Source organism: Paenibacillus sp. M2 (genome assembly GCF_046713495.1).
Taxonomy (GTDB): Bacteria; Bacillota; Bacilli; order Paenibacillales; family Paenibacillaceae; genus Paenibacillus; species Paenibacillus amylolyticus_B.
Genome location: NZ_CP169648.1, coordinates 5,724,112 through 5,738,629, shown reverse-complemented (window position 1 = coordinate 5,738,629; position 14,518 = coordinate 5,724,112). Strand labels below are relative to the sequence as shown.

Annotated in this window: 13 protein-coding genes and 1 pseudogene; 11 read left to right on the top strand and 3 right to left on the bottom strand. The window is 46.3% G+C overall.

Annotated features, from left to right (window positions below; all coding sequences use genetic code 11):
- Positions 1 to 8: 8 nt before the first annotated feature.
- From ACETMN_RS26295 to ACETMN_RS26250, 10 genes are all read left to right on the top strand, one after another.
- The gene (locus ACETMN_RS26295) at positions 9 to 269 is read left to right on the top strand and encodes an IreB family regulatory phosphoprotein (protein ID WP_036616950.1); all 261 of its coding nucleotides are present in this window, start codon (positions 9 to 11) and stop codon (positions 267 to 269) included.
- Positions 238 to 453, top strand: a complete 216-nt coding sequence (locus ACETMN_RS26290) for a hypothetical protein (protein WP_411736456.1) — start codon at positions 238 to 240, stop codon at positions 451 to 453. The genes ACETMN_RS26295 and ACETMN_RS26290 overlap by 32 nt, the downstream gene beginning before the upstream one ends.
- Complete coding sequence (gene ruvX / locus ACETMN_RS26285) at positions 398 to 814, top strand: Holliday junction resolvase RuvX (RefSeq protein ID WP_062835871.1); 417 nt, start codon at positions 398 to 400, stop codon at positions 812 to 814. The genes ACETMN_RS26290 and ruvX overlap by 56 nt, the downstream gene beginning before the upstream one ends.
- 12 nt (positions 815 to 826) lie before the next feature.
- Complete coding sequence (locus ACETMN_RS26280; protein WP_017686820.1) at positions 827 to 1,126, top strand: DUF1292 domain-containing protein; 300 nt, start codon at positions 827 to 829, stop codon at positions 1,124 to 1,126.
- On the top strand, positions 1,127 to 1,441 hold the full coding sequence (locus ACETMN_RS26275; RefSeq protein WP_047844066.1) for a DUF1292 domain-containing protein: 315 nt from the start codon (positions 1,127 to 1,129) through the stop codon (positions 1,439 to 1,441).
- A gap of 76 nt (positions 1,442 to 1,517) precedes the next feature.
- Positions 1,518 to 2,558, top strand: a complete 1,041-nt coding sequence (mltG, locus tag ACETMN_RS26270; RefSeq protein WP_411735346.1) for an endolytic transglycosylase MltG — start codon at positions 1,518 to 1,520, stop codon at positions 2,556 to 2,558.
- A gap of 14 nt (positions 2,559 to 2,572) precedes the next feature.
- Positions 2,573 to 3,502, top strand: a complete 930-nt coding sequence (locus ACETMN_RS26265; protein WP_411735345.1) for a peptidase U32 family protein — start codon at positions 2,573 to 2,575, stop codon at positions 3,500 to 3,502.
- A gap of 17 nt (positions 3,503 to 3,519) precedes the next feature.
- Positions 3,520 to 4,848, top strand: coding sequence for a peptidase U32 family protein (locus ACETMN_RS26260; RefSeq protein WP_411735344.1), 1,329 nt, complete (start codon positions 3,520 to 3,522; stop codon positions 4,846 to 4,848).
- 234 nt (positions 4,849 to 5,082) lie between these two features.
- Positions 5,083 to 7,380 carry a methyl-accepting chemotaxis protein gene (locus ACETMN_RS26255; protein WP_223199762.1) on the top strand — a complete coding sequence of 766 codons (2,298 nt, stop codon included), beginning with the start codon at positions 5,083 to 5,085 and terminating at the stop codon, positions 7,378 to 7,380.
- A 122-nt stretch (positions 7,381 to 7,502) separates the two neighbouring features.
- On the top strand, positions 7,503 to 9,314 hold the full coding sequence (locus tag ACETMN_RS26250) for a peptidoglycan D,D-transpeptidase FtsI family protein (protein ID WP_411735343.1): 1,812 nt from the start codon (positions 7,503 to 7,505) through the stop codon (positions 9,312 to 9,314).
- Here ACETMN_RS26250 and ACETMN_RS26245 read toward each other — a convergent pair.
- Positions 9,293 to 10,489: an AI-2E family transporter gene (locus ACETMN_RS26245; RefSeq protein ID WP_091020423.1), complete on the bottom strand. Its 1,197-nt coding sequence runs from the start codon at positions 10,487 to 10,489 to the stop codon at positions 9,293 to 9,295. The genes ACETMN_RS26250 and ACETMN_RS26245 overlap by 22 nt on opposite strands.
- 174 nt (positions 10,490 to 10,663) lie before the next feature.
- On the opposite strand from ACETMN_RS26245, the gene ACETMN_RS26240 reads away from it, so the two are divergent.
- Positions 10,664 to 12,067, top strand: coding sequence for a polysaccharide deacetylase family protein (locus ACETMN_RS26240; protein WP_411735342.1), 1,404 nt, complete (start codon positions 10,664 to 10,666; stop codon positions 12,065 to 12,067).
- An 85-nt stretch (positions 12,068 to 12,152) separates the two neighbouring features.
- On the opposite strand, the gene ilvD is transcribed toward ACETMN_RS26240, so the two are convergent.
- Both ilvD and ACETMN_RS26230 read right to left on the bottom strand, forming a co-directional pair.
- Positions 12,153 to 13,838: a dihydroxy-acid dehydratase gene (gene ilvD / locus ACETMN_RS26235; RefSeq protein WP_036616973.1), complete on the bottom strand. Its 1,686-nt coding sequence runs from the start codon at positions 13,836 to 13,838 to the stop codon at positions 12,153 to 12,155.
- A gap of 316 nt (positions 13,839 to 14,154) precedes the next feature.
- A pseudogene (locus ACETMN_RS26230) lies at positions 14,155 to 14,397 on the bottom strand (KGG domain-containing protein); the annotation flags it as partial.
- Positions 14,398 to 14,518: the final 121 nt, after the last annotated feature.

The window sequence follows — 14,518 nt, the reverse complement described above, 5'->3', positions numbered from 1 at the left end:
TGTCATCAATGGACTCCATGGATAAGACGGTTAAATTTAATGTGAAAGGTGACGAACAGGAAGCATCCTCCAAAGAGATTCTTCTCACGGTATATGATGCATTGGTCGATAAGGAGTATAATCCGATCAACCAGATTGTTGGGTATCTGATTTCCGGAGACCCGGCATACATTCCTCGTCACAACAACGCACGTAGTCTGGTCCGTAAAAAGGAACGCGATGAGCTGATTGAAGAGCTTGTACGTTCCTATCTGGCCAATCACCGGTAATGTACGCCGCTTCCGCTGTGTTGCAGCCTTGCAGGCAGCGGAAAATGAACCGACAGAAGACAGCCTGAAGCTTGAGAAGGCGATTATTTGTAATCGACCTGAGCAGGCCCCAGGATGGGAGAGCATGGATGAAAATATTAGGTTTGGACTATGGGGACCGAAGAATCGGAGTTGCCGCGAGTGACGCCTTCGGTTGGACTGCCCAGGGATTGGAAGTGCTAGAACGCCGCCGTGATGAAGGCGAGTTCGCTCGGATCGCCGAACTTGTGCGTGAGCATGAGATTAGTGAGATCGTAGTCGGACTTCCCAAAAACATGAACGGCACCGTAGGACCGCGCGGTGAGATCTGCATTGCTTTTGCCGAACGCCTGCGGGATGAACTGAATTTACCTGTTCACCTTTGGGATGAACGGCTGACAACCATGGCAGCAGAACGTACGCTGATCGAAGCGGATGTCAGTCGGAAAAAACGCAAGCAGGTTGTGGACAAAATGGCCGCAAGCTTGATTTTGCAAAATTATTTGGATGCCAATAGTAGAAGGTGAGGGGGATCAACAATGGCTGAAGATCAACTGGGTATGGAAGAAGAAGCGGAAATTATTTACATTGCGGATGACGAGGGTAATGAAGAGGAATTTGAAGTCATCATGAAGTTTGAAGTAGATGGTTCGGAGGCCAAGTACATGATGGTTGCTCCGGTTGAACCTGAAGATGGCGAAACGGATGTATATGCATTCCGTTATGAAGAAGAGGGCGACGATATTAAACTTTTCGTCATCCAAGATGATGCCGAATGGGATATCGTCGAGGAGACGTTTAATACATTTCTTGCTGAAGATGAAGAGGAAGCGAACTAAATGACGGAATATAGCCGCAAAGACCTGAAATGGACAGATTCACTGCGTCTGGCATTCGGTGCTCATGTTGAGCTCGAGGAAGAGAACGGTAAATCACAACCGTATGACTTGTTGGCTGAGTTCGAAGTGAACGGTCAGCAGTACGCGGTGCTCCGCAGTTCGTTGCGACCTTATGACGAGGTTGAACTTCTGCGGGTATCACCTGGAAGTGAAGACCAGATCATGCCAGAGTTAGTTACGATCGACGATGATGATGAGTGGGAGAACATCTCGGAACTGTATGATGAGTGTACACTCCCCATTGACGAAGATTAAATCAGCTTCAAATTGAAGAAACCGGGAGGGCGGAGAAGTCCGCTCTTTTTGGTTGTGTAAAGGAGTTGTTTCTTTTTTGAAAGGGAAAGCAATTGTAGTCATACTGCTTATCATTGTAGTTCTTGCCGGAGGCGCAGGCGGTTACGTATGGAGTATGATGCGTCCTGTGGAAGCTTCTACAGAACCGGTCGTATTCGAGATTAAGAGCGGATCGGGAACTTCGAAAATCGCGGATCAGCTTCAAGAAGAAGGCCTCATCCGAAGTGGGTTAACCTTCAAAGGGTATTTAAAGTGGAAGAAACTAGGTTCTAATTTCATGGCGGGTACATATTCTATGAATCCTGGCGTGACATATGATGAGATTGTTAGCAAGCTGAGTAGTGGTGAAGTTGTACCGGAAGAAATGGTGAAATTTACGATTCCGGAGGGTTATAACGTTCTGCAAATGGCGGGTAAGCTTTCTTATGAGCATGTTGTCGATCGGGATGAATTTATCAAGCTGGCTAATGATCCGTCTGCCTTCGACGTAGATATCCTCAAAGATATTCCAGTGGATGAAGAACTTCGCTACGTATTGGAAGGGTATCTGTTCCCGGAGACGTATGAACTTAAAAAAGGAAGTTCAACGCATGATGTGATGCAAAGGATGCTGGAAGAATTTCAAACCAAGATCAATTCTATCCCTGATTTGGAAGCCAAGCTGCAGGAAAAGAACCTTTCCCTGCATGAACTGCTGACGATTGCGTCACTCGTGGAGAAAGAAGTTGTAGTGGACGAGGAACGTGCTCTGGTTGCAGGTGTAATCTACAATCGGATCAATCAGGATATGAAGCTGGAGATTGATGCTACCGTGCAATATCTGCTCGACAGACCGAAGGAACGATTGTTTTTCAAGGATCTAAAGGTGAAAAGTCCCTATAATACGTACCTGAACAAAGGCTTGCCACCAGGTCCAATTGCCAGTCCAAGCCTTCCGTCCATTGAAGCAGCGCTAAATCCGGAAGCTTCGGAGTATCTGTTCTATGTGACGAAAAAGGACGGCTCGTCTGGACATCTATTTGCCAAAACGTATAAGGAACACCAGCAAAATATAGCCAAAAGTAAGGCTGCGCAATAAGCGGAGGGGATTATATGAGTAAGAAACATGAACTGCTCGTTACAGCAGCGAATGTGAAAGAGGCAGAAGTGCTGCTCCAGGCTGGAGCAGATGCTCTGGTCATTGGAGATGATCGATTTGGCATGCGTCTTCCAGGCAGTTTTAGCGTGGAAGAGACAGCAGACGTGGTTGCCATTGCAGCCAAACATCAGGCGCGTGTGTATGTATCCATGACTAATCTGATGTCCAACGAACTGTTGAAAGAATTGCCTGAATATGTTCAAGCACTTGGCAGAATCGGTATTGATGGTGTGGAGTTTAATGATCCATCCGTGCTGGCTACCATGAAGGAATACGCTCCACATGTGGAGCTGCACTGGAATGCGGAGATGACTTCAACGAACTATGCGACAGCCAACTATTGGGGAACCAAAGGAGCGAGTCGCGTTGTACTTGCCCGTGAGTTGAATATGGACGAGTTGACGGAAATGGTTCCTTTTCTCAAGGTGGAAGCTCAGGTTCAGGTGCATGGTATGACGAATATTTATCATTCGAAGCGCAGTCTGGTGCAAAGTTACATGGCTCATCAAGGGCGGCCGGTTGAGGGACATCTGGGCAAAGAGCGGGGATTGTTCCTGATTGAGGCTGAACGCCGGGATGAGAAATTCCCGATCTATGAGGACATTAATGGCACACACATTATGAGCTCTGAGGATATATGTATCCTCGAAGATCTCCATCTGTTGATGGAGGCGGGTGTGCACAGTTTCAAAATTGAAGGTATGTTAAAATCACTTGCCTACAATGAAGCTGTTGTACGTGCATATCGGACAGCGATTGACAGTTATGTAGCCGATGCTGATGCATATGCGTTCTCTGAAGAGTGGCTCGCTGAGGTGCGGAAGTTACAGGATCCTGAACGTGAATTGTCGTTTGGATTTTTCTATAAAGAACAAGTGTATTAATAAACGAGGTGAACAGAATGGAAACAGTGGCGGTACAGCGGAAGTTCTCGGGTAAACGTAACCGTCTGGACAAACCGGAGCTGCTAGCTCCGGCGGGTAATCTGGAAAAACTGAAATTTGCAATCCATTATGGTGCAGATGCCGTGTATATCGGTGGACAGGCCTATGGTCTGCGTTCCAACGCGGATAACTTCAGCTTTGAAGAGATGCGTGAAGGTGTGGAGTTTGCCAAAAAGTATGGAGCCAAAGTGTTCGTAGCGACAAATATCTATGCACATAATGAGGATGTTGAGGGTATCGAAACATACCTCCAAAACCTTTATAATGCGGGAATATCTGCGATCATCGTAGCCGATCCGGCTATTATTGAAGTAGCCCTTCGGGCTGTGCCAGGCCTTGAGGTACATCTAAGTACTCAACAATCCACACTCAACTGGCAAGCCGTGAAGTTCTGGAAAGATGAAGGACTTCCACGTGTTGTTCTCGGACGTGAGACCAGCTTCGAAGAGATTGAAGAGATCAAGGCTAATGTGGATATTGAAATTGAAGCCTTTATTCACGGGGCGATGTGTTCATCGTATTCTGGCCGTTGTGTTCTTTCCAATCACTTTACGGATCGGGATTCCAACCGGGGTGGCTGTTGCCAGTCTTGCCGCTGGAAGTATGATCTGTTCGAAGATGCGAGAGAAGATACGGTGTGGGTTAGTGAAGAGGACCTGCAGATGCAGGCACCTGCACCATTCAAACTGGGTGAGAACCAGCTTCCCCTATTCCAGGAACAGGACAATTCATTCTCCATGGGATCTAAGGATCTGTGCATGATTGGCCATATCCCAGAGTTGATTGATGTGGGCGTGGACAGTTTCAAGATCGAAGGACGTATGAAATCGATCCACTACGTGGCAACTGTGGTTAACGTCTACCGTCAAGCTATTGATGCCTATATGGCAGACCCGGAAAATTATGTTCTGAAACCTGAATGGGTTGAAGAAATGAACAAAGCGGCGAATCGCCCGCTGAATACCGGATTTTTCTATGATACACCAGACCATGAAGATCATATTTATGAACCGGAAGAAAAGGCTGTACCTTTTGACTTCGCTGGATTGGTCATGGGGTATGATGCTGAAACAGGAATGGCAACCATTCAACAGCGCAATCATTTCAAACCAGGACAGGAAATCGAATTTTTCGGTCCGGGAGGTCACTTTTTCAAACAGGTCGTCGGTGAAATACAGGATGAAGCAGGCAATGTTCTAGATGCTGCTCGTCACCCGTTGCAACTGATTAAAATGAAGGTAGATCAACCGGTTTCGTACTTCGATATGATGAGAAAAAAGAAGTAGGCTCAAATACCTACGATGTGTCAATATTGTATTAGGATTTAACAACATAGTGTTATGAAATTTACATGGGGACCTCCGTTTATCGGCAGATGGGGGTCTTTTTTTTATAGAAAAATAGGAATAAAGTTGTAAAATATTTCTGGGAAGTGAAAGGGGAACGAAGAAAGCTGTCGAATACTACATATTTATAGGGGAGAGAAAGAAAAATCTAACAAGTAAATTACTGGCAGGTGAATGGGATTGGTTCAAAAGAAGCAGGAAGACAGTGGGGAGCAAGTGACAAAAGCCGAGCAGGTTAATCCTGAGAAGGTTCAGAAAGTGAAGAAAGTGAAGAAAGAAAAAGTAGTCAAAAGCAAAACAACAGGCAGTGGCAAAAAAATGTTTAAGATTGACCGCAGCAAGCTCAAACTGGGCTGGATCAAGACTGATTGGGTGAAGAAACAATTTAAAAACCGGGATTGGAAAAACATTGGAGGTTCCTCTTTCCAACAGATTAAGAAGGCAAATCCGGTTAAATCCGTAGGGGTTAAACTGTTCTTGATCTTTTTTGCGGGAATTATGATTTTTGTAGTAAGTTTAGGTCTATTATCCTATTCGAAGGCCAAAGGTACGATAGAGAAAAATGCCTCGCGTGCCAATCAGGAGACCATTGATCAGACCAAACAAAAAATGGACATCATTTTGGAGAGATTTGTGGATACATCCACACAGATTTTCTTTGATCCGGAAATGCAGTCCTTGCTACAAAAAATGTCAGATACGAATTTGACTGCGTATGATACATTCGTGAACTCAAGTTCAATCAACAAGCAACTGTCCAATGTTGCATTTACAAATAAATCTATGGAAGCGATTTATTTGGTACCTACGGACGATACAAAGTCCATTATGGGTACCGGCAGCAACAGTTCATCCATGGGCAGCATTCGCCAGGAAGCATGGTACAGTGAGTTAATTGAGGCGGGCGGTTATCGCTGGCTTCCAACAGAGGTCAAAGAAGGTGGCTCAACGCCAACGTTTAAAATTGCACGTTCCATGAAAAACTTGCAGGGGACTACTCAGTCGTATGTTCTGGTTATTGAACTGAAACTGGAAGTTTTGGAGGAACAATTGAAATCGCTTGATCTGGGGCAAGGAGCTATTCTTCAACTAATTGCTCCTGATAATAAAGTGGTTGCTTCCTCCATCTCGGATCGTACAGGACAAGAAACAGAGCTTGCATTTGTCAAAGAGTTGACCGAACCAGCAGGTAGTACGAATACGGAGTATAAGGTAGATGGCAAATCTACGGAAATGCTGGCTGTATACAGTACGATGGATACATCCAATTGGAAACTGGTTGGTATGATACCTACCTCTGTTTTGGTTCAGGACGCAAAAGGAATTCTGACTCTGACCCTTTGGATGGCGCTGATTGATGCGGGGATTGCAGTATTGATCGGGATCTGGATGGTGCGTATGATCGCTCGTCCACTCGGCAAATTGAAAGACCTGATGCAGGAAGGTGCGAAGGGTAATCTTAAAGTTCGTACACCATATAGCTCCCAGGATGAAATTGGTCAGCTCTCGACCGCCTTCAATCTGATGATGGAGCAGATTACTAAGCTGGTTGAACAAACCAATCGTTCTGCGCAGGAAGTATTGGATACGGCCTCTGAGCTGAGCAGCGCATCCAAGAAAACGGCTGTGTCTGCTTCGGAGATTGCCGTAGCTACAGAAGAGATCGCAGGCGGTGCAGGCAGTTTGGCAACCGAAGCGGAACGTGGCAATGAATTAACGGACAATATCTCTCGTCAGATGCAGAGTGTAATCGCTGCTAATGAACAGATGGGTGATTCTGCTCGTCATGTAGAGAAGTCCAGTCAGACAGGAACACAACATCTGAATCAGTTGATGACCAAAACGCAGAAGACAGAAGAAATGATTGGTGCCCTGGTGAATAAGGTTGATTCGCTGAAAGAGAGTACGTCTTCTGTTCTGAAAGTGCTTGAAGTGCTGCAAAACATAACGAAACAGACAAATATCCTTTCCCTGAATGCAACCATTGAAGCAGCACGTGCCGGTGCAGCCGGACGTGGATTCATGGTGGTGGCTGATGAGGTTCGTCAGCTTGCGGCTCAATCCAGACAATCCATTGAGATGGTTGGAGAGATCACAGACAAAATCATGACCGAAATGAATGAGACCGTGGATGCTTTGTCTGCAGCCTATCCGTTATTCAAGGAACAGATGGATGCGGTTAAAGACACCAACGTCATCTTTGCTTCCGTGCAGGAACAGATGGGTGCATTTGTGGAACGTCTGGGCATGGTGACAGGTTCTATTGGAGATTTGAACAAATCTCAAGGTACATTGTCTGAAGCCATGAGCAATGTCAGCGCTGTAGCTGAAGAATCTTCTGCAACGTCCCAAGAAGTAGCTTCCTTGAGCAGTGAACAGCAGAATATCAGTAACCAGCTGGTCAATCTGTCTGGCAAACTGGAGAATGTGTCTACTGAACTGAAAGAAACCTTGTCACGCTTCACGGTGTAACAAGTCAAGGTTGAAATGAGGAGAACCTGTCCCACACATGGGACAGGTTCTCTTTTTGTTTACCGGATAATTCCAAGCCATATCAGCAATAATATGTCAAAACGACAAAAGGTGAGATTGGGATGCATCTCCTTGCGAAACGGCGAATCTATATAACTTGTATTCTTCTAACTCTTGTCTTTGGATTACTTATATTACGATTGGGATGGGTTCAGATCGTTCAGGTGAATCAGACGATGCCTGGATTTGACCGAACGGTACGTGAAATGTCTGTATTGCAGCGTGAACGCGGGGTGATGCTTGACCCGGGGCGGGGACAATTTACGGATTACAAGGGTGAGGCGTTGACTGGTAAGCTGCAATGGGGACTGGTTCTTTTTCCACAGGCAGTGCCATTAGAGAAATTGCGCAAGCAAGGGGCATTAGAAGGCTCCGAGATGATACAGTTGGCAACTATATTACATACCGATCCGGATCAATTGAAGAAGGAATGGAATCAGGAAAGTATACCTCATTTCTGGACAGCAGGTACACATCAGCCTGTTCATTTGAACGCTGCTCAGGTGGAGCGCCTACGTAGTTTGCACCTGCAGGGAGCTGGCATCTATCCGATGATGACAAGGTACCTTCAGGGGCATACAGGAATGCAGTGGATGGGTTATCTGGCTGAACAGCCTGAGTCCTCCAAAGTTCTAACTGGGCATCAGGATGAAGTAAAACAGCCATTTGCCATGAAATCAGGAGCAGCTGGACTGGAGAGGACACTTGAACCGCTGTTAAGGGGAATTGGCCCTACGCTTCTATCACGCATGGTCTCGGGGGGTGGAGAGATTATCCCTGATATTCAGCCGCACGTCATTGCACCAGCAAATAGCCATTATCCTTTACGTGTGGAAACCACTGTGGATGCTAAGTTACAGCGTGGGTTGGAGGAGTTGATGCAAGAATCTGGATTACAAGAAGGGGCCATTGTTGTGTTAGATGCCGCTAACGCAGATGTTCGCGCCATGATCTCCCGCCCTTTCTATCAGCCACAACATGTTAACCCCAAGCAATCGGCCTGGGAAAATCGTGCAGTACAGGGAGCCATCCCGGGTTCCATTTTCAAAATTGTCACTGCGGCCGCTGCGTTGGAATACCATGCGGTTTCTAACGGAGAAGAATTCCATTGCGGTGGTGAGTACGGAAGATATGGGCTGTCTTGCTGGAAGGAGCATGGGCATGGAAACCTGAATCTGGAGCAAGGATTCGCTGAGTCTTGCAACATCGTATTTGCGGAAACGGCGCGCAGGCTTAGTATGGAACAACTGGAGAACACGGCTGATCGTCTGGGACTCGCGCGTCCGATTGGCTGGGAGGGGAAGCAGATGGCAGGAATGCCCGTGTTACGACACTTTGATCATGAGGATCAAGGGCGTGTGAGAACAGAGGCTGTTACTGGTGCTGATGAAGGTGCGAAAATACAGACAGCAATCGGTCAGCGCGATGTCTTGGTCACACCGCTGCAAGCTGCCAATCTGATCGTTACATTGTTACATGATGGAAAGGTTAGTGCCCCACGTCTCGTTAAACGTATCCGATATGCGGATGGTGGCACCATGCTGGAGATGCCCTTGCATGATTCACCTTCAGCCGCAGGACAGATTGCTCCCGCAACAGCGCATAAACTGTTATCCTGGATGAATAAGGTAGTCCGTGAGGGAACAGGAAAATCCCTGCAGCTTGCGCGGTGGCATGTTGCAGGGAAATCAGGTACAGCTCAGGTACAGAAACATGGAGAGAAGCGCAACAATCAATGGTTCATTGGTTATGGACCAGTAGAACAACCCAAATATGCTGTAGCTGTTCTTGTTCAAAATGTCTCTCCTGACAGCCAACATCAGGCGACGGCACTCTTCAGGAAGGTGATGGACTACTTGGCTGAGTCCTCATGATTCTTCGCAGGAACGGGACGTTGTACAGTAGATTCGGCAGAATTGGATGAGGCCTTATTAACGGGTGGGTCCATTACTAATGGAGAGGACTCAAATTCATCTTTTGGCAGGTGAATCCACTTTTGCAGGTACCCTTGTTGTAACAGTTCTTTCAGAAGGATCAGGAGCACTGGAGATAACACTACACCAGCCAGGCCAAAGATCGACAGGGAGATCAGCATAAACGAAAGCATCAAGTACGCCGAAGATACACCAATCGAGTTACCCGATATTTTCGGTTCCAGCAACTGCCGTGTCAGCATCGTCACTGCCAGAATCACAATCAGGCCAATCGCCAGGCTGCTATTGCCAATAATGAATAAGTAGACGATCCATGGAATAAACACAACAGGAACGCCAAGCAATGGTACCAGATCAAAAACGGCACAGACTGCTGCAATGGTAAAGGCATTAGAGGTTCCCAAAATCAACAAACCTGCATAAATCAATACAAACGTAATGAGCATCATGATCATCTGTGCCTTCAAATACGAGCGGATTGTCTTGAACACGTGATTACGCATGAATTCAATAGCTAACTTTAATGTTTTGGGCGTCTTCGCACGGGCGAACTTGCGCCAGGATTCAATCTCAATACTGAGAAAGAAGGCCAGAATAATCGCAATTCCGAAGTTCGTAATAAACGATGAGAACGAACTGAGGAAGCCTACGACGAATTGCGCTCCGCTCGTTACCCATTTGGACAGGAACCCGGTCAGTGTTGCAAAATAATCATTCGCTTTTTCCATAACTCCATCAGGGAGAGCATCTGACTTGTCCTGAATGAATAACACCAGATTGGTGAATTCACGTTGTATCATTTCAATGTATACGGGGAAATTATCTTGAAGATTGGAAATTTGTGAAATGATAATCAAGCCTACCCCAAAAAAGGCAGCAACAATTAATGCAAGAAACAACAAGACAGAGATTGCGGCCCCAAGTGTCTTGGGCAATCCTTTGCGATGTAAAAATTTGGCCAGCGGTTCAATCATCCAATACACAATGAATGATAGAAAGACCGGTGCAGCCACATGGTATAATTGACTGAAACCGTACATGATCACATACACGGTTAATACGAGCAACGCGATGTCAAAGACAGTTCGCCCGTATTTTTTGTAAAGCGGTAGCATGGACATGGCTCCTTTGATGGCAATAATTAGATTGTATTTATTGTACACGATAGCTATCTTTTTGGGAAAACAGGATTCAAGAAAAGTCTGAACTATGATAAAATTAAAGGCGGTTTATTTTAGATAGTGCCATTGTGCATCGTAATTCAGCAGGAGAAGTGGGGAGCTTGCAACATGACAACGATACTTCAGAGTATTTTACTGTGGTTATTGTATCTTTCATCTTTTTACGCCTTTATTCCAAGTTTGATCAGTAGGCTTTTTGGTTTTCGTGTATTCCGACGGGGGAGAAGTGATACACAATTTGCTTTAACGTTTGACGATGGGCCAGATCCGCACTATACGCCGAGATTGCTCGATCTGCTTCGTCAGCATCAAGCAAAAGCCACATTTTTTGTCGTTGGAGAACATGCCGCGAGTCATCCTGAACTCATTCAGCGCATACATGACGAAGGCCATCTTATTGGCATTCATAATTATATTCACAAAACGAACTGGCTCATGCGGCCGCGTACGGTTCGTGACCAGATTCAGCGAACAGGTCAGATTATCCATGAAGTAACCGGCGTGAAGACTTGTTATTATCGTCCACCATGGGGGATTATGAATCTGTTTGATTTTTTCAGCAAGAAAGAACGAAAGATTGTACTATGGTCTTCCATGTTTGAAGACTGGAGAAGCCGAGTAGGTGCCCAGAGATTGACTGAACGGATGCTGAAGGAACTGAGAGGCGGAGAGGTCATGCTGCTGCATGATCGAGGAACGACCCTTGGTGCTGATGCACACGCGCCGGAGCAGATGCTTCAGGCGCTGGAACTCGTATTACAGGAAGCTGAACGGTTAGGCCTGCAAAGCGTACGCGTTGATACGTTGATGGGAGGTGTTACAGTGAGCGAATCTCAGAACAAGAATCAACCACAGACAACGTTGAAGTTATGGAAACGAATCGTTGTTGCCTTATGGTTGGGCTGGGAGAAGTTATTCCACTGGGTATATCATCTACGGACAGCTTCGCCGGAGGACCCAATGCTGCACTTCAGATCACGTGTATATCACGGAGCACGGGTGGAGATGAATGACGGCCATGTTATTCAAAATGGAGACCCGGTGATAGAACTGCATTTTGACAATCAGAAGTTGTTTGAACTGGGAGTGACGTCACGTTCCAGTATGCATTTGGCTATTCGCATGATTCGGACGATGGAACAGCAATTGCCGGATTTGGCACGCATGGTAGCACTCGAACCTGAGTTACGCTCTGCCAAAGCGATATACGGTGTGAGCATGATTAACAGAGGTCCGGAAAAATTCGGATTTACCATTCAAGAATTGCCCCCTGGACCGTTCAGTGCTGCATCCAAAGTATACCTGAAACTGCTCTTAAGTGTGATCCATCCGGCAGGAACCAAACGTCTGAAACAGCGTACAGAACAATTGGTACCCAAGATGATTGCCATGCCGCTGGATATATTGTTGGAGCGTTACGGTCAACATACGACGCAGGTGGCAGCAACGATGGAAGAATCCAGAGATGAATCGTTGTTAATTGATCAAGAGATATTGCCAGAGCGGAACTAAACGGACTAATTATACCATCCAGCAAAAGAAAAGGGTTGCCCTTCGCCAGATTTGGCAGAAGAGCAACCCTTTTTTTATTAGTGAATTAGATACTCAGTACGCCACCGTTGCTTGCATTGGTAACCAGTTTGGAATAACGAGCCAGGTAACCGGTTTTTACTTTCGGTTCAAAGCCTTTCCAACCTGCGCGACGACGTTCAAATTCTTCGTCACTGATGTGCAATTCGATGATACGGTTGTTCAGATCCAGCTCGATGATGTCTCCTTCTTCAACAAAGGCGATTGGACCACCCTCAGCTGCTTCCGGAGAGATATGTCCGATACTGATTCCGCGGGATGCTCCAGAGAAGCGTCCATCGGTGATCAGGCCAACTTTGGCACCCAATCCCATACCTACGATCTGGGAAGTAGGAGCCAGCATCTCAGGCATACCTGGTCCGCCTTTTGGTCCTTCATAACGGATAACAACAACATGTCCTTCTTTTACTTTGCCGTTAGCAATACCTTCGAGCGCTTGCTCCTGGGAGTCAAAGCAGATGGCAGGACCTTTATGGTATCCACCAACCGAAGCATCAACTGCACCAACTTTGATGATAGCGCCTTGTGGTGCAAGGTTACCAAACAATACAGCCAGGCCACCTTTTTCGGAATGCGGGTTATCCAGGTGATGAATGACATTTGTATCCTGGATTTCTTTTCCTTCAACGTTCTCACGGATTGTTTTACCTGTTACTGTAATGCAGTCACCATGAATTGCGCCTGGTTTTTTGAGCAATTCGTTCAGCACTGCACTTACGCCGCCTGCATTATGAACGTCTTCGATGTGAAGATCGGAAGCAGGTGCAAGTTTCGCCAGATGCGGAACGCGGTTAGCTACTTCATTAATACGTTCGATTGGATACTCGATACCTGCTTCATGAGCCAGTGCCAGCGTGTGCAGTACTGTATTCGTAGAGCCACCCATCGCCATATCCAGTGCAAACGCATTATCGATCGCTTCTACAGTTACGATATCACGTGGTTTCAAGTCCATTTTGATGAGTTCCATCAATTGGGTAGCGGATTGTTTAACAAACTCACGACGCTCAGGAGCAACGGCAAGGATGGTTCCGTTACCTGGCATAGCCAGTCCCATCGCTTCTGCCAGACAGTTCATGGAGTTTGCCGTAAACATACCGGAACATGATCCACATGTTGGACAGCCAAACTGTTCAAGTTCAAGCAAGCTCTTATCATCGATTTTACCTGCTTGGTAAGCACCTACACCTTCAAATACGGAAGTCAGGGAAAGAGCTTTACCATTGCTGTCACGACCAGCTTTCATTGGTCCACCACTTACGAACAGGGTAGGGATGTTTACGCGAAGCGCACCCATCATCATGCCTGGTGTAATTTTGTCACAGTTCGGGATACATACCATGCCGTCGAACCAGTGTGCAGATACAACGGTTTCCACGGAATCCGCGATAATGTCACGGCTTGGCAGCGAGTAACGCATACCAATGTGTCCCATGGCAATACCATCATCTACTCCGATGGTGTTGAATTCGAATGGAACGCCACCGGCTTCACGAATAGCATCCTTTACAATTTTACCGAATTCCTGAAGGTGGACGTGGCCGGGCACGATATCGATGTATGAGTTACATACGGCAATAAACGGCTTGCCGAAATCCTCTTCTTTAACGCCCGCTGCGCGGAGCAAACTCCGGTGTGGTGCACGGTCAAAACCTTTTTTGATCATATCGGAACGCATCTTCTTGGCTGACATGGTGTATTCCCCCCAAATATATAATATTGAGCAACATGAATGGAAAAGTAAATGGCAGTGCATCTGTCGTTTAATTTCATCCGTACTCTAAAAAAAGGACCGGCATGCCGGTGTCGAGCTCCCCGTAGTTTTTGAAATTCTTTGCTGCTTTAAACCCGTGAACACCCGGTTTTTCTATTGAGTCTATCACAACCGTCGTCATATTTCTACAAACAATAGAAAGAAGCCTCAAACCATTTTCATGGAATTAGACTTCTTGATTTACGGGAAAGCTATGATCATGTTTCGATGTGGCAAGCGGAATTCATGAGTTGCTTCCGCCTTTGCGTCCAATCTCACGATAGAATTCCTTATTATGAGTTTCGGAGGTTGCTTCGCCGCCCTTGCGACCAATCTGCTTGTAAAAGTCAGTGTCATGGGCATCTGAAGTCGCTTCTCCACCCTTTTTTCCAATCATCTGGTAGAAGCTTCGATCATGGTTCTTGGAAGTCGCTTTGCCACCTAATCTGCCAGCTTCCTCACGGCTCATCTTGCGTTCTGACGTCGGTTGACGTGCCATTACAAATCACTCCTTACAACGATAAGTTGTTTTTTGTAGCGCGTATCCCTAATTTACCACCTTATTTCCAGCCTGAAACAACACAGCAGAATAGAATCGATGGTGAAGAGATCCGTCAGAG